20 protein-coding genes are annotated in these 26,035 nt (G+C 62.6%); 10 read left to right on the top strand and 10 right to left on the bottom strand.

Features of this window, described 5'->3' with window-relative positions; all coding sequences use genetic code 11:
* Positions 1 to 7: 7 nt before the first annotated feature.
* Together FJ490_RS26670 and FJ490_RS26665 are read right to left on the bottom strand one after the other, a co-directional pair.
* A complete protein-coding gene (locus FJ490_RS26670; RefSeq protein ID WP_140515268.1) occupies positions 8 to 367 on the bottom strand; it encodes a diacylglycerol kinase in 360 nt (119 codons plus the stop codon).
* A gap of 77 nt (positions 368 to 444) precedes the next feature.
* The gene (locus FJ490_RS26665; RefSeq protein ID WP_140515267.1) at positions 445 to 864 is read right to left on the bottom strand and encodes a GFA family protein; all 420 of its coding nucleotides are present in this window, start codon (positions 862 to 864) and stop codon (positions 445 to 447) included.
* Between the two features lie 326 nt (positions 865 to 1,190).
* Between FJ490_RS26665 and FJ490_RS26660 the strand changes: the two genes are divergently transcribed.
* On the top strand, positions 1,191 to 2,261 hold the full coding sequence (locus tag FJ490_RS26660) for a diguanylate cyclase (RefSeq protein ID WP_140515266.1): 1,071 nt from the start codon (positions 1,191 to 1,193) through the stop codon (positions 2,259 to 2,261).
* A 44-nt stretch (positions 2,262 to 2,305) separates the two neighbouring features.
* Here FJ490_RS26660 and FJ490_RS26655 read toward each other — a convergent pair whose 3' ends face one another.
* From FJ490_RS26655 to FJ490_RS26645, 3 genes are all read right to left on the bottom strand, one after another.
* The gene (locus FJ490_RS26655; protein WP_140515265.1) at positions 2,306 to 3,679 is read right to left on the bottom strand and encodes a 3-deoxy-7-phosphoheptulonate synthase class II; all 1,374 of its coding nucleotides are present in this window, start codon (positions 3,677 to 3,679) and stop codon (positions 2,306 to 2,308) included.
* 136 nt (positions 3,680 to 3,815) lie between these two features.
* The gene (gene mfd, locus FJ490_RS26650; RefSeq protein WP_140498957.1) at positions 3,816 to 7,313 is read right to left on the bottom strand and encodes a transcription-repair coupling factor; all 3,498 of its coding nucleotides are present in this window, start codon (positions 7,311 to 7,313) and stop codon (positions 3,816 to 3,818) included.
* A gap of 11 nt (positions 7,314 to 7,324) precedes the next feature.
* Positions 7,325 to 7,612, bottom strand: coding sequence for a succinate dehydrogenase assembly factor 2 (locus FJ490_RS26645; protein WP_140729223.1), 288 nt, complete (start codon positions 7,610 to 7,612; stop codon positions 7,325 to 7,327).
* A gap of 92 nt (positions 7,613 to 7,704) precedes the next feature.
* Between FJ490_RS26645 and recG the strand changes: the two genes are divergently transcribed.
* Entirely contained in the window at positions 7,705 to 9,813 is a 2,109-nt protein-coding gene (gene recG, locus FJ490_RS26640; protein WP_140729224.1) for an ATP-dependent DNA helicase RecG, read from the top strand.
* Here the strand turns inward: recG and FJ490_RS26635 are convergent.
* The 4 genes from FJ490_RS26635 to FJ490_RS26620 form a co-directional block, all read right to left on the bottom strand.
* Complete coding sequence (locus tag FJ490_RS26635; protein ID WP_140557815.1) at positions 9,765 to 10,517, bottom strand: DUF502 domain-containing protein; 753 nt, start codon at positions 10,515 to 10,517, stop codon at positions 9,765 to 9,767. The genes recG and FJ490_RS26635 overlap by 49 nt on opposite strands.
* A 93-nt stretch (positions 10,518 to 10,610) precedes the next feature.
* Positions 10,611 to 12,434, bottom strand: coding sequence for a glutamine--fructose-6-phosphate transaminase (isomerizing) (gene glmS, locus FJ490_RS26630; protein WP_140498965.1), 1,824 nt, complete (start codon positions 12,432 to 12,434; stop codon positions 10,611 to 10,613).
* Positions 12,435 to 12,608: 174 nt separating this feature from the next.
* Positions 12,609 to 13,967: a bifunctional UDP-N-acetylglucosamine diphosphorylase/glucosamine-1-phosphate N-acetyltransferase GlmU gene (glmU, locus tag FJ490_RS26625; protein WP_140525399.1), complete on the bottom strand. Its 1,359-nt coding sequence runs from the start codon at positions 13,965 to 13,967 to the stop codon at positions 12,609 to 12,611.
* A gap of 157 nt (positions 13,968 to 14,124) precedes the next feature.
* Complete coding sequence (locus FJ490_RS26620) at positions 14,125 to 14,871, bottom strand: cytochrome c biogenesis CcdA family protein (protein WP_140729225.1); 747 nt, start codon at positions 14,869 to 14,871, stop codon at positions 14,125 to 14,127.
* 156 nt (positions 14,872 to 15,027) lie between these two features.
* Between FJ490_RS26620 and FJ490_RS26615 the strand changes: the two genes are divergently transcribed.
* From FJ490_RS26615 to rpmG, 8 genes are all read left to right on the top strand, one after another.
* On the top strand, positions 15,028 to 15,405 hold the full coding sequence (locus FJ490_RS26615) for a hypothetical protein (protein WP_140525400.1): 378 nt from the start codon (positions 15,028 to 15,030) through the stop codon (positions 15,403 to 15,405).
* 346 nt (positions 15,406 to 15,751) lie between these two features.
* Positions 15,752 to 18,373: a type I DNA topoisomerase gene (gene topA, locus FJ490_RS26610; RefSeq protein WP_140501570.1), complete on the top strand. Its 2,622-nt coding sequence runs from the start codon at positions 15,752 to 15,754 to the stop codon at positions 18,371 to 18,373.
* Positions 18,374 to 18,379: 6 nt separating this feature from the next.
* The gene (rnr, locus tag FJ490_RS26605; protein ID WP_140729226.1) at positions 18,380 to 20,698 is read left to right on the top strand and encodes a ribonuclease R; all 2,319 of its coding nucleotides are present in this window, start codon (positions 18,380 to 18,382) and stop codon (positions 20,696 to 20,698) included.
* Entirely contained in the window at positions 20,698 to 21,144 is a 447-nt protein-coding gene (locus FJ490_RS26600) for a DUF983 domain-containing protein (protein ID WP_140501566.1), read from the top strand. Before rnr ends, FJ490_RS26600 begins: the two co-directional genes overlap by 1 nt.
* A 73-nt stretch (positions 21,145 to 21,217) precedes the next feature.
* Positions 21,218 to 21,958 (top strand): NUDIX domain-containing protein, encoded by a 741-nt coding sequence (locus FJ490_RS26595; RefSeq protein WP_140501564.1) that lies wholly within the window; start codon positions 21,218 to 21,220, stop codon positions 21,956 to 21,958.
* Positions 21,959 to 21,981: 23 nt separating this feature from the next.
* On the top strand, positions 21,982 to 23,157 hold the full coding sequence (locus FJ490_RS26590) for an MFS transporter (protein WP_140501562.1): 1,176 nt from the start codon (positions 21,982 to 21,984) through the stop codon (positions 23,155 to 23,157).
* Between the two features lie 149 nt (positions 23,158 to 23,306).
* The gene (locus FJ490_RS26585) at positions 23,307 to 23,765 is read left to right on the top strand and encodes a hypothetical protein (RefSeq protein ID WP_140501560.1); all 459 of its coding nucleotides are present in this window, start codon (positions 23,307 to 23,309) and stop codon (positions 23,763 to 23,765) included.
* A gap of 152 nt (positions 23,766 to 23,917) precedes the next feature.
* Entirely contained in the window at positions 23,918 to 24,085 is a 168-nt protein-coding gene (gene rpmG, locus FJ490_RS26580) for a 50S ribosomal protein L33 (RefSeq protein WP_006201775.1), read from the top strand.
* Positions 24,086 to 24,372: 287 nt separating this feature from the next.
* On the opposite strand, the gene FJ490_RS26575 is transcribed toward rpmG, so the two are convergent.
* Entirely contained in the window at positions 24,373 to 25,512 is a 1,140-nt protein-coding gene (locus FJ490_RS26575) for a hypothetical protein (RefSeq protein ID WP_140729227.1), read from the bottom strand.
* Between the last annotated feature and the right edge of the window lie 523 nt (positions 25,513 to 26,035).

Raw genomic sequence — 26,035 nt, 5'->3', positions numbered from 1 at the left:
CGAAAGCTCAGATCGGCAGCCCGACGATACGCTCGATGATCGCGATGCCCCAGACGCCGGCAACGATCGCCACGGAGATCAGTACCGCCAGCGAACCGCAGTCTTTGGCCAGCTGGATGTCGACATTGAATTCGCGGCTGAAGGCATCGCAGGCCGCTTCGATGCCCGTGTTCAGCACCTCGACCATGATCAGGAGCAGCACCGCGCCGATCAGCAGCGCGTAGCCGCGCCACGACACCGAAACGAACCAGCCGAGCGGAAGGGCAAGGGCGAGCAGCGCCAACTCCTGCTGGAAAGCTTTTTCAGTTGCAGCCAGCTTGCGGAACGCCCGCAGCGAGTTGAAATAAGCGTCGATCAGCCGCTGCATGCCAAACCCCTTTGCGAATCACCGGCACGGGATAAAGCAATGGCCCGATCAATGGAATAAGCTGGCTCGCCCAAAATTCATTCGTCGGCGACCTTCACCGATGGGGTCGACTTCTCGAATTGAGGCAGCGCGTCGTCGATAGAATAATAATCGCCCTTGTCACCCACGAATATGTGGCATTGGCCCTCGAGGCCTGTCGGTTCATCGAACGATCCCGCCAGAACCGAAACATAGGCGTTGTCCCGCGGTTTCCAGAAAAGCAGCGATCCGCATGTCTTGCAAAAACCGCGCCCGGCGAAGGCGGACGCCTCATACCAGGTGATGTTGTCGGCGCCGTCGATATCGATATTGGCGTCCGGGACATTGGTTGCGGCATAAAAATGTCCACTCTGCTTGCGACATTGCGAGCAATGGCAATAGATGACGCCGCGCAACGGCCCTCGCGTCCTGAAGCGAACCGCTCCGCAGAGACACGATCCCGTATGATTTTCACTCATCGCACCATCCCAAAAGAAATCGCTGCTGACAGGATCCCAGCTTTTCGATGGCTGCGCGCAAGAAAATGCGACATGCATTTGGCGCGCTCGGGAATTGTTTGTTGACAGATGAAGGCGTGTTAAGCCGGAATCAGCGAAAAACAGGCCGGATTCAGCGGATTAAGGAAACTTTAGCGCTGCTGCATCTATGATCCTCGCAAGCGAAAGTCGTGAGTGGGGACGCGCCTTCTTCGCAAGATGGACTGGAATGGCCAGCGTTCCCCAGGTCGGCGACATTGGATGCCTGCGAATGCCGCAGCGTGTTCCCGGGGAAGAGTGAACAGAACATGCAGCCGGCAGCCGCCCAGAGCGAACGAAGCACCGATATTGCGAGCACTGTCCTGGCCACAATGCGCCAGCTCGGCGTGCTCGGCCTGCCACGCAACTACGAGATCTTCTACGAGGCCTTGAGCGGATCCAATCGCGAGCTCAGCCTTGCCGTCGTGTCGCTGAGCGGCCGACCGACACAGGACGACATCGACCAGATCGGACGCGCCTTCTTTGCCCAGAACCATGGCTCCGGCATCGTCGAGCATGCCAGGGAAGTCATCGCCAACGAACTCGAGGACATCGCTTCGCTGCTGAGGAGCGAGCGCAGCCACATCGAGAAATACGGCAGGATCCTCAACGAAACGTCGAGCGGACTCGGCAGAAACAGCCTGCTGTCGCCGGATGTTCTGCAAAAGATCGTCAACGCCATGGCGGTCGCCACCAATTCGACGATCGATCATGGCCGGCAGGTTGCCTCGACGCTCAGCGACAAGACCGCGGAACTGGAAAGCGTCAAGTCGAAGCTCGAGGAATACAAGCGCCTGGCCGACACCGACCCCCTCACGCAAATCTGGAACCGTCGCGCCTTCGACAAGGAAATCACCAGGATCTACAACAGCAACAAAGGCATCCTGTTCAACGCATTGATCCTCGCCGATATCGATCGGTTCAAGGACATCAACGACAGGTACGGCCATCCCGTCGGCGACAAGATCCTCCAGATCATCGCCGATATATTCCAGACCAGCATTCGCGCCGACATGTTCGTCGCCCGCACCGGCGGCGAGGAATTCGCGCTGATCGTCGAGGGCGCAAGCGAGGACGCCACCTACGAAATCGCCGAACGCATTCGCGCGCTGATCGAGCAGTCGCCTTTCACCAGCAGCCAGACCGGCATGAATTACGGCACCGTCACCGTCTCGATGGGCATCTGCATGGCATCCGAAGCCGAGGGCCCTGAAGACCTCTACAGCAAGGCAGACCGGGCGCTTTACCGCTCAAAGGTCAGCGGCCGTAACCGCGTGACCAGGCATTCGGCAATGGCGGGCCGCGCCGGCAAGAGCTGGCTGCTCTACAAGCAAGACTGATTTTTCGGCAGGAAGCGCTTTTCCTGTGAGCTGCTTTGGACGGGTCAGCCGTTGGCGACCTGCTTGTGTTGCACCGGGTGGCTTTTCTTGAGCAGGTCCGACACCAGGAACGCCAGTTCGATGGCCTGGTCGGCATTGAGGCGCGGGTCGCAATGGGTGTGATAGCGGTCCTGCAATTCCTCGGCGGTGATGGCGCGGGCGCCGCCGGTGCATTCAGTCACGTTCTTGCCGGTCATCTCGACATGGATGCCGCCCGGATGCGTGCCTTCGGCGCGGTGCACCTCGAAGAACGTCTGCACCTCCTTCAGGATGCGGTCGAACGGCCGCGTCTTGTAGCCGGCCGCTTCGATCGTATTGCCATGCATCGGGTCTGACGACCAGACGACGCTACGGCCTTCCTTCTGCACCGCCCGCACCAGCTTCGGCAGATGCTCGGCGACCTTGTCGGAACCGAAGCGCGCGATCAGCGTCAGCCTGCCTGGCTCGTTCTCGGGGTTGAGCAGGTCGATCAGTTCCAGCAAGCCGTCCGGCGTCAGCGACGGGCCGCATTTCAGGCCGAGCGGGTTCTTGATGCCGCGGCAATATTCGACATGCGCATGGTCGGGCTGGCGGGTGCGGTCACCGATCCAGATCATGTGGCCAGACGTCGCGTACCAGTCGCCGGAGGTCGAATCGACACGCGTCAGCGCTTCCTCATAGCCGAGCAGCAGCGCCTCGTGGCTGGTATAGAAATCAGTCTCGCGCAGCGCGAAATTGGTTTCGGAGGTGATGCCGACCGCGCGCATGAAATCCATCGTCTCGGTGATGCGGTTGGCAAGCGACTCGTATTTTTCGGCCTGCGGGCTGTCGGAGACGAAGCCGAGCATCCAGCGATGCACATTCTCCAGGCTGGCGTAGCCGCCCTGCGCGAAGGCGCGCAAAAGATTGAGCGTTGCCGCCGACTGACGGTACGCCATTTCCTGGCGGGCAGGATCGGGAATGCGCGACTTGAGGTCGAATTCGATGCCATTGATGATGTCGCCGCGATAGCTCGGCAGCGTCACCTCGCCCTTGGTCTCGTTGTCGGACGAGCGCGGCTTGGCGAACTGGCCCGCAACGCGGCCGATCTTCACCACCGGCTGCGCACCGGCGAAGGTCAGCACCACCGACATTTGCAGGAACACGCGGAAGAAGTCGCGGATGTTGTCCGCGCCATGTTCGGCAAAGCTTTCGGCGCAATCGCCGCCCTGGAGCAGGAATGCCTCGCCGGCAGCGACGCTGGCCAGTTGCTTCTTCAGCTTGCGCGCCTCGCCGGCAAAAACCAGCGGCGGAAAGGTGGCGAGCTGGGCCTCCGTGTTCTTCAGCGCGGCAAGGTCCGGATAAGCAGGGACCTGCTTGATCGGCTTTGCCCTCCACGAATTCGGCGACCATTTCGTCATCGCTGCACCCAACGCTCTTTCCGGCAAGCACCCTCGCCCGCCATTTCCAGCCCCCATGTGGGGTGGCGGCTCCATACACGAAGCCGATTTCCTATTCTAGACCGGAATTTCAGCGCTGGCGAATTGGCCGGGCTGGCTACGCCGCCTTCTCCACCAGCCGCGCCAGTTGCGTCATCACCACCGCCGAGCCTGCCAGCCGCTTCTCGGCGGTTGGCCAGTCGCGGGTGAAGACGACGCTTTGGTCGGGTCGGATCTTGGCCAGCGAGCCCTGCTCGCCGATGAACTTGACCAGTCCGACCGGGTTGGGGAATTCGCGCTTGCGGAAATGGATGACGACGCCCTTCGGCCCGGCATCGAGCTTCTCGACATTGGCCTTGCGGCAGAGGGCTTTGATGAAGACGATCTTGAGCAGATGCTTCACCTCCTCCGGCAGCGGGCCGAAACGGTCGATCAGCTCGGCGCCGAAAGCATCGATTTCCTCGGTGCTCTCGAGGTCGCCGAGACGCCGATAGAGCGCCAGCCTGAGCTGCAGGTCCGGCACATAGCTCTCCGGGATCATCACCGCCGTGCCGACGGCGATCTGCGGCGACCAGCCGCCATCCAGCACCTCGCCGGAATCCTTCACCTCCGCGACCGCCTCCTCCAGCATCTGCTGGTAGAGCTCGAAGCCGACTTCCTTGATGTGGCCGGACTGCTCTTCGCCGAGCAGATTGCCTGCGCCTCTGATATCGAGATCGTGGCTGGCGAGCTGGAAGCCGGCGCCCAGCGTGTCGAGCGACTGCAGCACTTTCAGTCGACGTTCGGCGGTGTCGGTCAGCTTGCGGTTGGCCGGCAGTGTGAACAGCGCGTAGGCGCGCACCTTCGAGCGCCCGACACGGCCGCGCAACTGATAGAGCTGCGACAGGCCGAACATGTCGGCGCGATGGACGATCAGCGTGTTGGCGGTCGGGATGTCGAGGCCGGATTCGACGATGGTGGTCGACAAGAGAACGTCGTACTGGCCGTCGTAGAAGGCGTTCATGATGTCGTCGAGTTCGCCTGGCGGCATCTGGCCATGGGCCACCGCCACCTTCAGTTCCGGCACGGATTGGTTCAGGAAATCATGGATTTCCGCCAGATCGCTGATGCGCGGCACGACATAGAAGGAATGGCCGCCGCGATAACGCTCGCGCAACAACGTCTCGCGAATAACCAGCGGATCGAAGGGCGAGATGAAGGTGCGCACCGCCATGCGGTCGACCGGCGGCGTGGCGATCAGCGACAGTTCGCGCACGCCGGTCAATGCCAGTTGCAGCGTGCGCGGGATAGGCGTCGCCGACAGCGTCAGCACGTGGACGTCGGTCTTCAGGTCCTTCAGCCGTTCCTTGTGCTTGACGCCAAAATGCTGCTCTTCATCGATGATCAGGAGGCCGAGATTCTTGAACGAGATCGCGCTGCCGAGCAGCGCGTGGGTGCCGACCACGATATCCACCGTCCCTTCGGCAATGCCCTTCTTGGTCTCTGCCAGATCCTTTGCGCCGACCAGCCGCGATGCCTGGGCGACGCGGATCGGCAGGCCGGAAAAGCGCTGCGAGAAGGTCTTGAAATGCTGGCGGGACAACAGCGTCGTCGGCACCACCACCGCGACCTGGAACCCTTCCATCGCCGCGATGAAGGCGGCGCGCAGCGCCACCTCGGTCTTGCCGAAACCGACATCGCCGCAGATCAGCCGGTCCATCGGCTTGCCGGCCGCCAGATCGTCCCTGACGGAATCGATCGCCGTTTGCTGGTCATCGGTCTCCTCATAGGGGAAGCGCGCGGCGAACTCGCCATAGAGGCCTTCCGCCGGCACCAGCGGGGGTGCAGCGCGCATCTGCCGTTCGGCGGCGATGCGGATCAACTGCCCGGCCATGTCGAGCAGGCGTTTCTTCAGCCGCGCCTTGCGCGATTGCCAGGCGCCGCCGCCGAGTTTGTCGAGTGTCGCCTCGGCTGTGTCAGAACCGTAGCGCGACAGGAGCTCGATGTTTTCCACCGGCAGGAACAGCCGGTCGTCGCCGGCATAGTGGATTTCCAGGCAATCATGCGGCGCCCCGACGGCTTCGATTGTGCGCAGGCCGATGAAGCGGCCAATGCCGTGGTCGGCATGGACGACGATGTCGCCAGCCGACAGGGCCGAGGCTTCGGCAATGAAGTCGGACGCGCGCTTCTTGCGCTTGGAGCGCCGGATCAGACGGTCGCCCAAAATGTCCTGTTCGGCGACGACGACCAGTCTTTCGGTCTCAAAACCGGATTCCAGCGGCAGCACGGCCAATGCCGCCTGCCCCGGCTCGAGTTTCTCCGCCTCCGCCAAGGTCGCCACCGGCGCAAGATTGCCCAGACGATGTTCGGCGAGAATTTGGCCGAGCCGGTCGAGCGAGCCCTCGGTCCAGCCGGCGACAATGACGCGGCGGCGTGCCGCGCGTTCGTCGGCGATGTGCTTCACCGCCACGTCGAAGACATTGACGTTGGGGTCGGCGCGCTCTTCCGCGAAGCTGCGGCCATGGCGCGAGCCGGCGTGGAAGACCTTTCTTGCTCCCGCATCCGGTGCGTCGAAGGCGGTGAAGTCGATCGCTTCGCGCGGTCCGAGAGAAGCGACGAGATTTTCCGGCGAGAGGTAAAGCAGGTCCGGCGCCACCGGCTTGTAGGGCACCGCGTCCTTCAGCGCACCTTCGGCCTGCTTTTTGCGCGCCTCGTAGTGATCGAGGATCAGCGTGTGGCGTTCGGCAAGCGCTTCATGCGCCAGATGGTCGAAAACGACAGGCGTGTCCGGCAGATAGTCGAACACGGTCTCCAACCGCTCGTAGAAGAACGGCAGCCAATGTTCCATGCCCGCGAAGCGCCGACCTTCGCTGACCGCGGCGTAAAGCCCATCGTCACGCGACGGCGCGCCGAACGCTTCGATATAGGCGCGGCGGAAGCGGCTGATCGTCTCCGGCGTCAGCGCCACCTCGCTCATCGCCTGGAGCGCCATGGACTTGCGCTGCCCGGTGGTGCGCTGCGTGGCCACGTCGAAGACGCGGATGGATTCCAGCGTATCGCCGAAGAAATCGAGCCTCAGCGCCTCGGTCCAGCCAGGTGCGAACAGGTCAAGGATACCGCCGCGCACGGCGAACTCGCCGATGCCGCGCACCGTCGGCACCCGCTCGAAGCCCGATGTCTCCAGCCGCGACACCAGCGCGTTCATATCGATCTGGTTGCCAGGTTTGGCGTGAAAGGTCTGCGCCTCGATGAGATCCGCGGGCGGAATGCGCTGGAGCAGCGCATTGGCGGTGGTGAGAATGACGGCGCGATGCGGCTTTTTCGCCAGCGCGATCATGGCGGCGAGCGCGTCGAGCCGCCGGGCGGCCGCATCCGAGCCGGGCGAGACGCGGTCATAGGGCAGGCAGTCCCAGGCGGGCAGTTCCAGCACGGGCAGGCCGGGAGCGGCAAAGGCCAGCGCCTCTGTGATTGCCGGCAGGCGCTGCCCGTCGCGCGCCACGAACAGCACCGGCTTGTCGGGCGCGATCTCGCGCGCCGCCTGCAGCAGCGCGAAGGCTTCATAGCCGTCGGCGACGCCGTCGACGATGAACTGGCCGGCACGGCCTTTCGGCAAGCCGATGGTGGGAATGAGGCTCATGGAAGCGTTCTTCAAAAGGTCATTGTCCGGCGTGAAGTCATGATTTTTTGCAGGACCGCACAATCAATTTCGGCGGGAACAGGACGTTCGCCGGTGATCAAGGGCAGGAACTCGGTGTCGGGAATATCGAGGAGCTTTTCATATTGGTCGATTTCATCGCCGGTCAAGGCGCCGATCTCAGCATCGGCGAAGGTGCCAAGGATAAGGTCCATCTCGCGCATGCCGCGGTGCCAGGAGCGGAACAAGAGCTTGCGGCGGCGGGCGTCGAGCCCCTCGCTTGATCGTTTCGTTCCCGTCATTGTGCCGCATCCTCACTTGCTGCGGCGCATATAGCGTGGATAGAAGGGGCTGTCAGCCTTGCGCTGCAGCCGCCGCGACATAAGCTGACATCATGCGTCCTTCCATCCTCGACCCGCTTTTCGTCCCGATCACGTCGCTCGCCGGTGTCGGGCCGAAGGTCGGCGCGCTGATCGAAAAGGTCGTCGCGGCCGATCTCGGCGACCGCGCGGCGCGCGCCGGCGATCTCCTGTTCGTGCTGCCGCATACCGTCATCGACCGCCGCAACCGGCCGGGCATTGCCGGCTCGGCCGAAGGCGCCATCGTGACGCTTGACCTGCGCATCGACCGCCACCAGCCGCCGCCGCGCGGCAACAGGTCGGTGCCTTACCGGGTCTACGCCCACGATGATACCGGCGAAGTGGCGCTGACTTTCTTCCACGCCCATGCTGCCTATCTGGAAAAATCGATGCCGGTGGGTGAGCATGTCGTGGTCTCCGGCCGCATGGAATGGTTCAACGGTCGCCCGACCATGGTCCACCCGGATCATATCGCCTTGGCCGGCGACGCCGAAAACCTGCCGCTGGTCGAGCCGGTCTATCCGCTCACGGCAGGACTGTCCGGCAAGGTGCTGCGCCGCGCCATCGGCCAGGCGCTCGGCCGTCTGCCGGAACTGCCTGAGTGGCAGGATGGCGCTTTCATGCGCCGCCAGAGTTTCCCGTCTTTCGGTGACGCGCTGGCCCGCATCCATCATCCCGCGGACCCGATCGATGTCGCCATCGAAGGCGCCGCATGGCGGCGCCTCGCCTATGACGAGTTGCTGGCGGGCCAGGTGTCGCTCGCCCTGGTCCGGTCGAGGGTCCGCAGGCTGTCCGGCCGGCCGCTCACCGGCGACAGCCAGGTCGTCGACAAGCTGCGCGCGGCCCTGCCCTACACATTGACCGCGTCCCAGGAATTCGCGCTCGCCGAAATCAATGCAGACCTCGCCGACCCCGAGCGCATGCTGCGCCTCCTGCAAGGCGACGTCGGCTCCGGCAAGACGGTCGTTGCGCTCCTGGCCATGGCGCGTGCCGTCGAGGCTGGCGGCCAGGCTGCCCTGATGGCGCCGACAGAGATCCTGGCGCGCCAGCACCTGGCGACGATCGCCCCTTTGGCGGAACGGGCAGGCATGCGCACGGCCATCCTCACCGGTCGCGAAAAGGGCCGCGAACGCACCGAAACGCTGGCGGGACTGGCCAGCGGCGAGATCGACATCGTCATCGGCACCCACGCGCTGTTCCAGGAAACGGTGGCGTTCCACGATCTTGTCCTTGCCGTCGTGGACGAGCAGCATCGCTTCGGCGTTCACCAGCGGCTTGCCATCACCGCCAAGGGCGACGCGCCAGACATGCTGGTGATGACGGCAACCCCCATTCCGCGCACGCTGGTGCTGACCGCCTTCGGCGACATGGACGTCTCCAAGCTGACGGAAAAGCCGGCCGGCCGGCAGCCGATCCGCACCGTCACGCTGCCGCTTGAGCGGCTGGACGAACTCGTCGATCGCATGGTGGAAGCGGTGGCCGGCGGCCAGAAAATCTACTGGATATGCCCGCTTGTGGAAGAATCCGAAGAGATAAAGCTGATGTCGGCCGAGGACCGCTTTGCTTCCCTGAAGCCGCTGTTCGGCGACCGGATCGGCCTCGTCCACGGCCGCATGAAGGGCGCCGAGAAGGACGAAGCGATGCGCGCCTTCAAGCAGGGCGAGACACGTATCCTGATTGCCACAACCGTCATCGAGGTCGGCGTCGACGTGCCGGACGCGACCATCATGGTCGTCGAACACGCCGAACGTTTCGGCCTCGCCCAGCTGCACCAGTTGCGCGGCCGCGTCGGGCGCGGCGACAAGCCTTCGTCCTGTGTATTGCTCTACAAGGATCCGCTCGGCGAAACGGCCAAGCGGCGCCTGTCGGTGATGCGCGAGACCGAGGATGGCTTCGTGATCGCCGAGGAGGACCTGAAGCTGCGCGGCGAAGGCGAATTGCTTGGCACCCGTCAGTCCGGCACGCCGGGCTTCCAGGTCGCGCGCATCGAGGCGCATGCGGACCTGCTCGAAGCGGCCCGCGATGACGCAAGACTGATCCTGTCGCGTGATCCGGACCTGCAGACCGAGCGCGGCGAAGCGCTGCGCCTGCTGCTCTACTTGTTCGGCCGCGACGAGGCGGTGCGGCTCCTGCGGGCGGGATAAGGCCCGAGCGGCGGATTGGCCAGGGTGCCCGTGATCGGCTCGCCATTCAGCATCACCAGCTTCGTTTTCACCTCCGGCGCCACCAGCCCGGCCGAGACGATCAGCTTGGCGCCATCCTCGATCGTCATGTCGAGCAGCACGATGTCCGATTTCGGCACATACATCAGGAAGCCCGTCGTCGGATTGGGCGTACAAGGCATGAAGACAGCGGTCAGCGGATCGCCTTCCTGGTCAAGCTTCTGGTTGATCTCGGTTTCCTTCTCGCTGGCCACGAACACCAGCGACCACACCCCCTTGCGCGGATATTCGACCAAGCCGACCTGGCGGAACATGTCACCTTTGTTCGACAGCACGGTTTCGAAAATCTGCTTCAGCGAGCGATAGATGCCCCGCACCAGCGGCATTCGGCCAAGCAGGCGCTCGCCGAAATTGACGATGGCGCGGCCGACGATATTGGCGGTCATGAACCCGATCAGCGTGATCAGGACAAGCGCCACGATCAGCCCGAACCCCGGAACCGGGAACGGCAGATAGGTATCGGGACTGTAGCGTGCCGGAATATAGGGTTTGACCCAGGAATCCACCCAACCGATGAAGGACCACGCGATATAGGCGGTGATCGCCAGCGGCGCGCAGACGACGAAGCCTGTGAGGAAATAGTTCCTCAGCCGGGTCATGCCGGAGGTCTTGAGAGCATCTGACATGGTTCACCGGGGCGCGAGTTGCAGCGCAAACATTAGTGAACCGGAAGGCGCTTTGGAACTGCGAAGTTTTTAAAGCACCTGTTTAAAAAACGCCTACTCCACCGTCACCGATTTCGCCAGATTGCGCGGCTGGTCGACGTCGGTGCCCATGAAAACGGCGGCGAAATAGGCCAGCATCTGGATCGGCAGCGCGTAGATGATCGGCGAGATGATTTCCGGCACGTCCGGAAGGATGATCGTCTCCATCGTCTTCACGCTCGCCTGCGCGGCGCCCTTGGCGTCGGTGATCAGGATGATCTTGCCGCCGCGCGCCGCCACTTCCTGCATGTTGGACACCGTCTTCTCGAAGATGCGGTCATGCGGTGCGATGACGATGACCGGCATGTTCTCGTCGATAAGCGCGATCGGGCCATGCTTCAACTCGCCCGCGGCATAGCCTTCGGCGTGGATGTAGGAGATCTCCTTGAGCTTCAGCGCGCCTTCCATGGCGAGCGGGAAATTGGTGTCGCGTCCGAGATAGAGCACGTCCTTGTAGCGCGACAGTTCCCGCGCGATCCGTTCGATCTGCTCTTCGAGCTTGAGCACCTGGTTGGCATAGCGCGGCGCCTCGGAAAGCGCCCGCACCAGCGACTTTTCCTCGTCCCGCGAAATCGTGCCGCGCGCCACGCCTGCCCGGACGGCGAGCGAAGCCAGCACCGACAACTGGCAGGTGAAGGCCTTGGTCGAGGCGACACCGATCTCCGGCCCGGCCAGCGTCGGCAAGATGACGTCGGATTCGCGCGCCATGGTCGATTCCCGCACGTTGACGACGGCGCCGATCTTCATGCCGGCCTTGCGGCAATAGCGCAGCGAGGCCAGCGTGTCGGCGGTCTCGCCCGATTGCGAGATGAAGAAGGCGGCGTCGTTCTTCGACAGCGGCATTTCGCGGTAGCGAAATTCAGAGGCGACATCGATGTCGACCGGGAGCCGAGCGTAGCGCTCGAACCAGTATTTGCTGATCAGCCCGGCGAGATAGGCGGTACCGCAGGCCGAAATCGCCAGCCGGTTAATCGTAGCAAAGTCGAACGGCAGGTCGAGCGGCTTGGAGACGCCGGAAACAAAATCGACATAATGCGCCAGCGTGTGCGAGATCACCTCCGGCTGCTCATGGATTTCCTTCTCCATGAAGTGGCGGCGATTGCCCTTGTCGACCATGAAGCTGGTCGAGAGCGACTGCTGGCGCTTGCGGTCGACCTTTTCGCCGTCAATGTCGAAGATGGCGACACCGCTGCGGCGCACCACCGCCCAGTCGCCGTCTTCCAGATAGGTGATCGAATTGGTGAACGGGGCAAGCGCGATGGCGTCGGAGCCCAGGAACATCTCGCCGTCGCCATGGCCGACCGCCAGCGGTGGGCCGTTGCGAGCGCCAACGATGAGGTCCTCGTCGCCCGTGAACATGATCGCCAGCGCAAAGGCGCCTTCCAGCCGCTTGAGCGCCTTGTGCGCGGCATCGACCGGCTTCAAGCCTTTCGCGACTTCCCGCGCCACCAGATGCGCGACGACCTCGGTGTCGGTCTGCGACGAGAAGGAATAGCCGTCGCGGATCAGTTCGTCGCGCAGCTCGGCGAAATTCTCGATGATGCCGTTGTGGACGATGGCGACGCCATTGGAGAAATGCGGGTGCGCGTTGGTCTCGTTCGGCACGCCATGCGTGGCCCAGCGGGTGTGACCGATGCCGATCGTGCCGTCGAGCGGCTCGTCCTTCAGCCGGCGTTCGAGATTGACCAGCTTGCCTTCGGCGCGGCGGCGGCCAAGCGCCCCCTTCTCTATGGTGGCGACGCCGGCCGAATCGTAGCCTCGATATTCAAGCCGCTTCAGCGCATCGACGATGAGCGGCGCAACCTGCGAATGGCCGACAATTCCAACGATACCGCACATGCAGACAGTCCCCAATCCCCGGCAGAACCCGGCGCTATCTACGGATTGCCGGGCTCTCGCGAAAGTTACTTTGCGTTTCGTTCCGTGTAATGGGAACAGTCTCGTACGCATGCATCATGACACAGCGCACTTGCAATCCAGTTACTGCAATCGTTCAGTTTTTGAAGACCGGTTTTACCTCTTTTTGGCAACCGCGGCCGACGCGAAGCGCTCGCGCAATTCCTTGCCTTTGCCGGGGATCGTCTTCTGGCGGGCACGCCCGAAGGCCAGCGCATCGTCGGGCACGCTTTCGGTGATGACGCTGCCCGAGGCGATATAGCCGCCCTTGCCAATGGTGACCGGCGCGACAAGCGAGGAATTCGATCCGACAAAGGCGCCCTCGCCGATATCGGTGAAGTGCTTCAGATAGCCGTCATAATTGCAGGTGATCGTGCCGGCGCCGATGTTGGCCCCGGCGCCCACCCGCGCGTCGCCGATATAGGTCAAATGGTTGACCTTGGCGCCCTCCTCGATGACGGCCTGCTTGACCTCGCAGAAATTGCCGACCTTGGCTTTCTGTTTGAGATCGGCGCCCGGCCGCAGCCGCGCGAAGGGGCCGACATCGCAATGAGCGGCGACGATGGCGCCTTCGATATGGCTGAAGGCGTGAATCCTGGCGCCGCCTGCAATCTTCACACCGGGCCCGAACCAGACGTTCGGCTCGACAATAGTATCGGCGCCGATCTCGGTGTCGTGCGAGAAATACACCGTTTCTGGTGCGATCAGCGTCACGCCCGAAAGCATCGCTTCCTGCCGGCGGCGTGCCTGCCAGATGCCTTCGGCCTGCGCCAGCTCGGCGCGGTTGTTGATGCCGAGCGCATTCTCGAAGCTGGCTTCGGTGGCGACGACATCGAGGCCCTGGTTGCTGGCAAGCTCGACGATATCGGTGAGATAGTATTCGCCCTTGGCGTTCTTGTTGCCGACGGCATCGAGCAGTTTCAGCGCCTGGCTGCCGGCAATCGCCATCAGCCCGCCATTGCAGAAGGTGATCTTCTTCTCCTCGTCGGAGCAGTCCTTTTCCTCGCGGATGGCGACGAACTTGCCACCTTTTTCGATCAGGCGGCCATAGCCGGTGGGGTTCGCCGTGCGGAAGCCGATGACCACGACGGCAGCACCTTGCGCCAGCTTCAGGCGCGCGGCCGTGAGGGCGTCCGGATCGATCAGCGGCGTATCGCCGAACATGACGAGGATATCGTCGTAACCTTTTGATATAGCAGCGCGCGCGGCAAGCACCGCATGCGCGGTGCCGAGGCGCTTTTCCTGCACGAAAGCCTCTGCCTTCGGCGCGAATTTCTGCGCCGCCTTGCGCATCTCCTCGGCGCCGTGGCCGATCACCAGCGCAAGATCGCCGGCGCCCGCTGCCTCGGCCGCCTTGACCACATGCGCGACCATCGGCAGCCCGGCGATCTGGTGCAGCACCTTGGGCAGCGCGCTCTTCATGCGCGTGCCTTCGCCGGCGGCGAGGATGACGGATAGGCATGTTCTCTGGTTCATGGAAGGACAACCATAGGAAAAGCGTTGGGAATCAAATCATGCTAGCAGTGGGCGCCATGCTGCACCAATGCGGTTAAATTCCGGTGAGATGGTGAGCAGCCGACTCTTAATCAGCGGGTCACAGGTTCAATCTTGTGCGCACCCGATACCGACAGCCTTATCCCAGCCGGCCCAGCAGCGGAAAATTCTCCAGCAGCCAATACGACACGGCCTGCACCCCGCCGGTGAGGAAAAACACGCCGGCGACGACCAGCAATGCGCCGATCGCCTTCTCGACGCGGCCGAGATGGACGCGGAATTTGCCGAGGAAACGCATGAAGGCGCCGGAAAACAGTGCCGCGATCAGGAATGGGATGCCGAGGCCGAGCGAATAGGCGGCGAGCAGCAATGCGCCTTCGCCCACTGTCTCGCGGCCGCCGGCCAGCGTCAGGATCGGCCCCAGCACCGGGCCGATGCACGGCGTCCAGCCGAAGGCGAAGGCCAGTCCCATGACATAGGCCGCAACCGCGCTTGCCGGTTTGCCCTGCGACTGGAAGCGCGCCTCGCGCGACAAAAGCGGAATGCGCAGGATGCCGAGGAAATTCAGCCCCATCAGGATGATCAGCACGCCGGCGCCTATTGCCAGCGGCTCCTGCCAGACGCGCAGGAGGCGGCCGATGCTCGAGGCGCCGGCGCCCAGCGCGACGAACACGGTCGAGAAGCCGAGCACGAAGGCAATCGAGGAATAAAGCAGCGCGGTGCGGGCGCCGGCTTTCGCGGCTGCCCCGGCATTGCCGCGAAAATCGTCGACCGACACGCCGGCCATGTAGCAGAGATAGGGCGGCACCAGCGGCAGCACGCAAGGCGACAGGAACGAGATCGCCCCTGCCCCGACCGCGCTGACATAGCCTATATCGAGTGCCATTCCAGAACTCCGACTTTACGGGCCGATATAGCGACGCCCGGGCCCCTCTGCCAATCACCATTGTGTTGGCATGCCCGGGAATAAACGTCGGTACCTGCGCGTTGATCGAGCGAGGCCGCGATTGCCGCGCATCCTCGGATCAGCAGGGAGATTTCGATGAAAACCGTGACACTAGGGTTGGCCGCGCTTTTGCTCAGCACCGCCGCGTCTTTCGCAGCAGAGGCCTGGAAGGAGGCCGAGGTCGGCGGCACCAAGATCTACACCGATGCCAACGGCATGACGCTCTACACCTATGACAAGGACGAGAAGGGCAAGACCAACTGCTACGACAAATGCGCCACAAACTGGCCGCCGCTGAAGGCCGAGGCCGGCGCCAAGGCGGACGATGAATGGACCGTTGTCGACCGCACCGACGGCACCAAGATGTGGGCCTATGACGGCAAGCCCGTCTACACATTCATCAAGGACAAGAAGGCCGGCGATGTGTCGGGTGATGGCGTCGGCGGCGTCTGGCATATCGTCAAGGCCGACTAAGGCTGCCACCTTAACTTCGACGTTGCTGCCGGGCGTGCCTTCAACGCCTGGCAGTCCGCATCAGACGCGCTGGCGCGGCATTTGACTCGGTCCACAGGGTCGCCGGCGACCTCATCGGCGCCAATTTGAGCCGCTCCCCACCGCTCCAGCCATTTGTCTTAGTTACCCCTCAACAATGTGATCTTCTCCATACACTCTTAGAGTGTATTGCTGCCGGCACTCTTGCAATTTGGCCGCTTCCCCTTGACCGGATGCAAAAGCGCGGCCATGTGAGCGACGAACAGAACCGAGATTTCGTCGCGCGCAGCGGAATTCTTCTGCCGCATCACAGCTGATATGAGCCCTCATGGACGTCGTCGTCGTCGAATCGCCGGCCAAGGCGAAGACAATTAACAAATACCTCGGCAAGAACTACAAGGTTCTGGCCTCGTTCGGCCATGTCCGTGATTTGCCGGCCAAGGACGGCTCGGTGCGACCGGACGAGGATTTCGCCATGTCCTGGGCGGTCGACACGGCATCCGGCAAGCGCCTCGCCGACATCGCCAAGGCGGTCAAGGACGCCGACGGCCTGATCCTCGCCACCGACCCGGACCGCGAGGGCGAGGCCATTTCCTGGCACGTTCTGGAAGTCTTGCGGCAGAAGCGCGCGCTGAAGGACAAGCCGGTCAGCCGCGTCGTCTTCAACGCCATCACCAAGAGCTCGGTGCTCGAGGCGATGGCCAATCCGCGCCAGATCGATGCGCCGCTGGTCGACGCCTATCTCGCCCGCCGGGCGCTCGACTATCTCGTCGGCTTCACTCTTTCGCCGGTACTGTGGCGCAAGCTCCCCGGAGCCCGTTCCGCCGGCCGCGTGCAGTCGGTCGCCTTGCGGCTGGTCTGCGACCGCGAATCCGAGATCGAACGCTTCATCCGCGAAGAATACTGGCAGATCGCTGCCATCCTCGGCACGCCGCGCAACGAGAACTTCGAGGCGCGCCTGACCGCTTTCGAGCGCAAGAAGTTGCAGAAGCTCGACATCGCCAACAAGGCGCAGGCCGACGACATCAAGGCCATGCTCGAGGGCGCGGCCTTCAAGGCGCTGTCCGTCGAAGCAAAACCCACCAAGCGCAATCCGGGCCCGCCCTTCACCACCTCGACATTGCAGCAGGCCGCCTCGTCGGGCCTCGGCTTTTCGGCCAACCGCACGATGCAGGTGGCGCAGCGCCTCTATGAAGGAATGGAGATCGGCGGCGAAACCACCGGCCTGATCACCTATATGCGAACCGACGGCGTGCAGATGGCGCCCGAGGCGATCGACGCCGCACGCGATGCCATCGCCAAGGAGTTCGGCCCGAAATACCTGCCGGAGAAGCCGCGTTTTTACACGACCAAGGCCAAGAATGCCCAGGAAGCGCACGAAGCGATCCGCCCGACAGATTTCATGCGCACGCCGGCATCGGTCAGGCAATATCTCGATGCCGACCAGATGCGGCTCTACGAATTGATCTGGAAGCGCGCCATCGCCAGCCAGATGCAGCCGGCCGAGATCGAGCGCACCACGGTCGAGATCGAGGCGGTCAACGGCGCGCGCACAGCCGAGTTGCGCGCCGTCGGTTCAGTCGTGCGCTTCGATGGTTTCATCGCTGCCTATACCGACCAGAAGGACGATGATTCCGAGGACGAGGAAAACCGCCGCCTGCCCGAAATCCGCGCCGGCGAGCAGCTTGCCCGCCAGGCGATCAACGCCACCCAGCACACGACCGAACCGCCGCCGCGTTATTCCGAAGCTTCGCTGATCAAGAAGCTGGAGGAGCTCGGCATCGGCCGGCCGTCGACCTACACGGCGATCCTGAAGACGCTCGAGGACCGCGACTACGTCACCATCGACAAGCGCCGGCTTGTGCCGCAGGCAAAGGGCCGGCTGCTGTCGGCCTTCCTGGAAAGCTTCTTCGAGCGTTATGTCGAATATGACTTTACCGCATCGCTTGAGGAAAAGCTCGACGAGATCTCCGACGGCAAGCTCGCCTGGAAGGACGTTCTGCGCGATTTCTGGAAGGATTTTTCCGGCGCCGTGGCCGACATCAAGGAACTACGCGTCACCGATGTGCTCGATGCGCTGAACGAGGAACTGGCGCCGCTGGTTTTCCCTGCCCGGGAGGACGGCTCCAATCCGCGCATCTGCCCCAAATGCGGCACCGGCAATTTGTCGCTCAAGCTCGGCAAGTTCGGCGCCTTCGTCGGCTGCTCGAACTATCCCGAATGCTCCTTCACCCGCCAGCTCGGCGACGCGGCCAATCCCAATGGCGAGAATGGCGGCGGCGAGGACGGCACCAAGGTGCTCGGCAAGGATCCCTACACGGCTGAGGAGATCACGCTGCGCAGCGGCCGCTTTGGCCCCTACATCCAGCGTGGCGACGGCAAGGAAGCCAAGCGTTCCAGCTTGCCCAAGGGCTGGACGCCCGATTCGATCGACCATGAGAAGGCGCTTGCTCTGCTTTCCCTGCCGCGCGATGTCGGCAAGCATCCGGAAACCGGCAAGATGATCTCGGCCGGGCTTGGCCGCTACGGGCCTTTCGTGCTGCATGACGGCACCTACGCCAATCTCGACAGCATCGAGGATGTATTCTCGATCGGGCTCAACCGCGCTGTTTCGGTGATCGCCGAGAAGCAGTTGAAGGGCAAGGGCGGCCGTAATGGCGGCACTGCGGCAGCCCTCAAGGAGCTTGGCGATCATCCCGACGGCGGCGGCAAGATCGTCGTGCGCGACGGCAAATACGGGCCTTATGTCAATTTCGGCAAGGTCAATGCCACGCTGCCCAAGGGCAAGGATCCGCAATCGGTGACGATGGAGGATGCGCTGGCGCTGATCGCCGAGAAGGAAGCCAAGGGCGGCGGCGGCAAGAAGCCTTTCCGCAAAGCGGCGGCGGCCAAGGCGCCCGCTACCAAGAAGACGGCGGCCAAGAAGCCTGCCGCCAGGAAAAAGGGATAGAACGGCGTGGCGCGCAGGATCTCCGCAACAACCCACGGCGACCCGCGCACCGCCGACACAACGGCCAAGGTCAAGGGCGATTACAGGCCCTCGCGTGACGAAATCCTGCGCTACATCGCCGAAAATCCGGATCGCGCTGGAAAACGCGACATCGCCAAGGCGTTCGCGCTGCGCGGCCCGGACCGCATTTGGCTGAAGGATCTCCTGCGCGACCTGCAGGACGAAGGCGTCCTGACCAAGGAGCGTAAGCGCCTGGCCCGCGTTGGCGCCCTGCCCCATGTCACAGTGCTCGACATTTTCGACCGCGACGCCGACGGCGTGCTGCTGGCGCGTCCCACCGAACACACCGCCAATGGACCGCCCCCCATCGTTTCCATCCGCCTGTCGCGCAGTGGCGGCGGACCGGCGCCTGGCATTGGCGATCGCGTGCTGGCCAAGACCTTTCCCGCCGACGACACGAATGTCGCCTTGGGCGGCCCGGCCTACACAGGGCGGGTGATGAAGATATTCGAGAAGCGCACGGATGCCGTTCTCGGCGTCTTTCGGGTGCTTCAGGACGGCAGCTTCCGCATCGAGCCGGTGGAGCGCCGGCAACCCGAACCGATCGTCGACAAGGAATTCCAGAACGGAGCCAAGAACGGCGATCTCGTCGAGGTCGAGCCCGCCCGGGCCTCGCGCTATGGCTTGCCGAGAGCAAAAGTGCTCAACGTGCTGGGCTCGCTGACCAGCGAAAAGGCGGTCTCGATGATCGCCATCCACGCACATGACATTCCGCATGTCTTCCCGGCCGACGTCATCGCCGAAGCCGAAGCCGTCAAGCCTGCGACGATGGCCAACCGCGAGGACTGGCGCGAACTGCCGCTGGTCACCATCGACCCGGCCGACGCCAAGGACCACGACGACGCGGTGTTCGCTACGCCCGATCTCGATGAGAAGAACCCCGGCGGCGTGGTCATCACGGTCGCCATCGCCGACGTGGCTGCTTACGTCCGCTACGGCACGGCACTCGACCGCGAAGCGCTGAAGCGCGGCAACTCGGTCTATTTCCCCGACCGCGTCGTGCCGATGCTGCCCGAGCGCATCTCCAACGATCTCTGCTCGCTGCGCGAAGGCCAGGATCGCCCGGCACTGGCAGTGCGCATGACCTTCTCGGCGGACGGGCGCAAGGTCAGGCATTCCTTCCACCGCATCATGATGAAATCGGCGGCCAAGCTCGCCTACCCGCAGGCGCAGGCGGCGATCGACGGCGTGCCGGACGACAAGACCGGGCCGATCCTCGACGCAGTGCTGAAGCCGCTATGGGATGCCTATGCGGTCCTCAAGCGCGGACGCGATGGCCGCCAGCCGCTCGAACTCGACCTGCCCGAGCGCAAGATCCTGCTGAAGCCCGACGGCACTGTCGATCGCGTCGTCGTGCCGGAACGGCTCGATGCCCATAAACTCATCGAAGAATTCATGATCCAGGCCAATGTCGCCGCCGCCGAGACACTCGAGGCGAAGAAGCAGGCGCTGGTGTACCGCACCCACGACGCGCCCTCGCTGGCCAAGCAGGAATCGCTGCGCGAATTTCTGCAAACCCTGGGCCTGTCGCTGGCGCGCGGTGCGCAGATGCGGCCCGCCCAGTTCAACGGCATTCTCGAGCGCGTGCGCGGCGCCGACAATGAAGGTCTGGTCAACGAGGTGGTGCTGCGCTCGCAGAGCCAGGCCGAATATTCACCCAAGAACATCGGCCATTTCGGCCTCAACCTGAACCGTTACGCGCATTTCACCTCGCCGATCCGCCGTTACGCCGACCTCATCGTGCACCGCGGGCTTATCGCCGCACTCGGCCTCGGCCCAGGGGGCCTGACGCAGGAGGAGGAAGCGCGGCTCGAGGATGTTTCGGTGCTGATTTCCGGCACAGAACGCCGTGCAATGGCGGCCGAACGCGACACGATCGACCGGCTGATCGCCGCTTATCTCGCCGAGCGCATCGACGACCGTTTCGACGCCCGCATTTCGGGCGTCACCAAATCGGGACTATTTGTCCAATTGCCGCAGTATGGCGCGGATGGTTTCATCCCCGTGTCAACTCTGGGCGGCGATTACTATATATATGACGAAACGGCCCGCTCGCTCTACGGAGAACGCTCGGGCAAGGGTTATCAGCTGGCGGACCGTGTCGAGGTCCGTCTCGTCGAAGTGGCGCCGATGGCCGGCGCGATGCGCTTTGAGATGTTGACCGACCCGAAGCCCCTGCCTGGCTCCGTCAGGTCGTTTCACAAGGCAAAAGGCCGCGCCCGTGCGTCACAATCGCGCCCAGGCTCGCGTGGCAGGAGACGATGATGGCAAGAGTCACGGAAGAACAGGTTTTCGGCGGTGAACATCACTCGGGCCGGGTCGCGCGTCCGCTGTGGACGGCGATGAAGCGCGGCATGCTCGGCCGCTGCCCGCATTGCGGCGAAGGCAAGCTGTTTCGCGGCTTCACCAAGACCGTCGAGACATGCAGCGTCTGCGGCGAGGAGATACACCATCACCGCGCCGACGACCTGCCCGCCTATCTGGTCATCGTCATCGTCGGCCACATCGTGCTCGGCGCCTTCATGGGCGTGGAGGCGACGTCGACCCTTTCCACCTGGCAGCACATCGCCATCTGGGTACCCTTGACGATCCTGCTGTCGGTTGCACTGCTGCAGCCGGTGAAAGGTGCCGTCATCGGATTGCAATGGGCATTCTATATGCACGGTTTTGCTGGCGAACACGACGTGGCTGAACCCCATCCCGGTGCCTGAGGTGCTGGCTGGCGCAACATGCCAACCGTCAAGGCTACTTTCGCATGCAAGACGTTTCCGCTAGGTCCTGCGCATGGAAGGAATGACCAAGGCGGACGTCGACAGGATCGACAAGGGTCTGGCCACGCATGGTGGCCGGGCGATTCGTCCACGTGATGCCGCGACCCTGATCCTGCTCGACGGCAAGGCCAACGACTTGCGGGTCCTGATGGGTCGCCGTCATGCCGGTCACGCCTTCATGCCAGGCAAGTTCGTTTTTCCCGGCGGCCGTACCGACCCGGCGGACAGCCGCATCCCCACCGCCACCGCGCTGCATCCCGAGCAGGAAGCAAAGCTCATCGCCGGCCCCGGCCGCACGAGCGAGGCGCGTGCCCGCGCCATCGCCTTGTCGGCCATCCGCGAGACCTATGAGGAAGCCGGGCTGCTGATTGGTCGCAAAGGCGCCTTCGCCACGACAAGGTCTGATTGGCAAGGCTTTGCCGAACATGGGGTGCAACCTGCCCTGGACATGCTGCGCTTCATTGCGCGCGCCATCACGCCGCCCAACCGGGTGCGCCGCTTCGACACCCGCTTCTTCTGCGCCTGGCGCGATGATGTCGCCGTCGAACTGACGGGCGGCGGTCCGACCAACGAGCTCGAGGAACTGGTCTGGCTGCCGCTTGCCAAGGCCAGGGAAGCCGACATTCCCGACATCACCCGGATGATCCTGGACGAGCTGGAAAGCCGCCTCGCCCATGATCCGCTGTTGCGTCCGGGCGGTCCCGTGCCCTTCTACCGGCTTGTCCGCAACCGCTTCACCCGCGAAATTCTGTAGAACATCGAGTATTCAGACATAACATGACGGTCGATACCCAACCAAAGGGCGACGAGCGCGTACACTGGCTGCCGATGGTGGCGGCGATCTCGTCGATCAGCGTCGTCGGCATCGCCATCGGCCTCGGCATGCCGCTGCTCAGCGTCATCCTGGAAACGCGCGGCCATTCGGCCTCGATGATCGGCCTCAACACGGCAGTCGCCGGCCTGGCCTCGATCGCCGGCGCCCCTCTGGCCACGCCGCTCGCCATGCGCTTCGGCGTCGCCTGGACGATGATCGCCATGATTGCCGCCGGTGCGCTGGCCTTCGTCGGCTTCCACTTCGCACCCGATTTCTGGATGTGGTTTCCGCTGCGCGTCGTGCTGCACATCGCGCTGACGGTGCTGTTCATCCTGTCCGAATTCTGGATCAGCACCTCGGCGCCGCCGCATCGGCGAGGTCTTGTGCTCGGCATCTACGCCACCGTGCTGTCGCTCGGCTTTGCCGCGGGGCCGTGGCTGTTCGCCCATCTCGGCAGCTCCGGCTTCAGGCCGTTCGGAGTCATCATCGCATTGGTGGCGCTGGCCGCGATCCCGGTGCTGGCGGCGCGCAACGAGAGCCCGACGATTGTATCCGACGGCGAAACCAGCAATTTCCTGCGCTACATCTGGCTGGTGCCGACCGCGACCGCCGCCGTTCTGGTGTTCGGCGCTGTCGAAACCGGCGGTTTCGCCCTGTTTCCGGTCTATGGCAACCGCATCGGCTATTCCGAAGCCGACGCAGCCTTGCTGCTCACCATGATCGGCCTCGGCAACGTGCTCTTGCAGATCCCGATCGGCATGATCAGCGATCGCGTCTCGGACCGCCGCTATCTGCTTCTGGCGTGCGCCACTGTCGGACTCGCCGGTACGATCTTCATGCCGCATCTGGCCGGCAACTGGCACCTGATGGCGGGCCTTCTGTTCGTCTGGGGCGGCGTGGTCGCGGCCATGTACACGATCGGCCTCGCCCATCTCGGCTCGCAGCTTTCCGGCCATGAACTGGCTTCCGCCAATGCCGCCTTCGTGCTGTGCTACGGCGTCGGCATGGTGCTCGGCCCGCAGGCGATAGGCATCGGCATGGATGCGTTCGGTCCCTCTGGCTTCGGCTGGTCGCTCGGCCTGTTCTTCGCCGCCTACATGGTTCTTGCCAGCGTCAGGTTGGTCCGCAAGATCTTGTAAGCCGCCACCGGCGCAAACCGGATTCACGATCGCCCACTACCGGCTGGCCCATAACTGGCTACCCCCGGATGACTGGCTGCTGACAGAACCGTGTCAGCAGCCACGGTTTATACGGAGACCTCAAAACACCTGAAGTTGAGGAGACTCCGATGATCGACAGCGGCTTTGAAACCACATCATTGCGGATGACGCTGCTCCTGCTTGTCACTTTCCAGGCGCCGGCCGCGGATGTCGACCGCATCATGGACGCCGTGGTGGCGCTGGCGCCGCTGGCCATGGGTAAATATGACCGCAACGCCTACCAGTCGGCGCATGGCATCGAGCGCTACCGGCCACTTGACGGCGCAGCCGCCGGCGCCGAGACCGAATTGCGGCGGCGCCCCGGCACGGTCGAGGTTTCGTTCGAATTGCCCGATGACCAGGAATTGGCGGCGCGCGTCGTCGAAGCGATCTTCCAAGCGCACAGCTACCAGGAGCCGGTGATCCGCATTCAGCCGGTCCTTGCCAGCCGTTCCAAGGGGTTGGACGACCGCGCCAATCCGAATCGCTGGTGGAACACCACGGGAGATTGGAAGAAAACCATCGTTCTGGAGGCGGAACACGTATGAATGCGGACAGGCATTGGCGTCCGTGACGGCCGCAAGGCGCGTCGGGCTTGACTTTCCGGGCGCGTTCTTTATGTGTCGCGGCAAGTTTCCCGCGTCCGGGTGTTTTCCCGTGCTCCAGCGGCCAAAACCCCACGAACAAACGGACTGATACCATGGCCAAAGCCGCAAACATCAAGATTAAGCTTCTGTCGACCGCCGACACCGGTTTCTTCTACGTGACCAGCAAAAACAGTCGCACCAAGACGGACAAGCTGTCGTTCCGCAAATACGACCCGGTCGCCAAGAAGCACGTCGAGTTCAAGGAAACCAAGATCAAGTAATCTGGTTTTTCCAAGAGAATGCCGAAACGCCGCCCATCGGGCGGCGTTTTTTGTTCCTAAAGCATTGATTTCATTGGATGGTAGTCAAACCCAGCATAACGGCCAACATAATGGATCGCGCTACCGATAGGGCTGCTATAGTCACAAAGCCCGCGTGAGGCAGGGGCCTTGTCGAGCGGCTCTCATAAACCGCGAAGGCGTGCGCGTCGTCACCGCATAAATCTCCACGACAAAAGCCACGGCGCCTCAGCAAGGATCCAGAGAATTTGTCTCTACGCAGCTTTGCCCTAGCCACAAGAAAGTGGTTCCAAGTACCTTTTCATGACATGCAATGGCACGTAGTCACCCTCGACTAGATTTCCACCTTCCTCGTTCACAAGCACCATTAGAGCCTGAGTAGACTTTCTCATAAACACAGATAACTCAGATCGTATTGGTATATTACAAGAGAATCCTTTAATCATGATTAGAGAGAGTCGATTTTCGTCCATATTGAATTCGAGTTTAGACAAATCATCGTTAAACGGCCGACTGTGGAAAATGATAAGCTCTCCACGATCATTTATGGCTATTTCAATTTTAATAGGAAATTCAAATTGGATTCCACCAATTACGTAAGACTCACGTCTCTGAACTATTGCTAGGATTTTAGATATATCATCTTTAATATCAGATGTGTCGTTCTTTATCGAATTCGCTATCTGCAAAAATTGGTCAAATTTGGCTTCGAGTTTCGGTAGCGAATTGCGCAAATACCCAAGGCGAGACGCGATGAAGGCGACCTCCGCTTTGTGATTTTGCTTCAATGCCTCCCGCATGAAGGCAAGGAAAATAAGAGCCCAGCCCGGCTCATCATCTGTCGCCTTTCCACGAAAAAATGACGCGAAATCGGCAGGAACGGCCAGTTGGTCCTTTCCCTGCTCCGTTCCGGCGATGAGATCGCGCAGAACGCGCTTGCACGCTGCATCCAGACTCGCCTGGACCGCTGCAAAGTCGCGAGCCGATAGCGCGCCGTCCAAGTTTGTCTCTATTTCATCGACAACGTCCTTGTTGGATTCTAGCTTGAATGGCCCGCCCAATCCGATCTGCTTATGCAGATAGCGGCGCGCGGCACTAGCGAACTGAATCCTCGCGCGACGCTCCGGCGGCCGTCCGCCAAGCCGCAACTGGTCGGCCTCTTGCGTATCGACATACATGCGCACCATCACGAGTGAAGAGGTGAGTTCACTGAGTCGAATGGCGTGCTCCAAATCGTGGTTTGCTGGAACCGCGCCTGTATGAGCGCGCAGCTTGGATGCGACGTCCTCGTAGATCGCTTTATAACGTCCGCCAAACAGCGTCTCGCCGATCTTATCTAGGATGTCGCCGGCATTTTCGAGCGCCTTCCAACCGATCACCGCCCCGATGTATCCGCAAACCGAGATCATTCGTCTAGGTCCCTGATGATGGCCCAAAGTAGGGCGGCAGTTGACCAGAAATCAAGAATACCAAACGGCTGAGCCTAGCTCATATCCCGCCGCGGACGGTGGAGTTCAAAGAGATTTAGGCTGCTTTGCCGGCCGCCCTGGGATAGAGCGTGGCTTGATACTGCTGCCCTCGCTGTCCGCTAGGCGTCAATTCGCGACTGAATCTGTTCCGTGATTTCGCTGCGTATGAAAGCAATTCTCCGGTCTCCGAGCGTGATGGCAGACGGAAGCCGTCTTCTGACATACCGGTTCACCGGCCTAGGCTGGTCATTCTCGCGGCATGGTTCAGTGATACGAGCGTCGGCGGAATTGTTATTCGCAGGCATTATAAATCTCCCCCCCGCCGCGTTGCGGCGATTCAAGAACCAAACTGATTGATGAAAGGACGCCACATGATGGCGGCAGGAGGAGGTTTCTATTAATGTGGCTCCGCAAAGCGGTTGGCCCGGGTCAAGCAAGTTTCGACTCGTCAAAAGGCCGTATG

It is taken from the genome of Mesorhizobium sp. B2-5-11, assembly GCF_006440835.1.
GTDB lineage: Bacteria > Pseudomonadota > Alphaproteobacteria > Rhizobiales > Rhizobiaceae > Mesorhizobium.
This window is presented reverse-complemented; position numbering and strand designations above follow the sequence as displayed.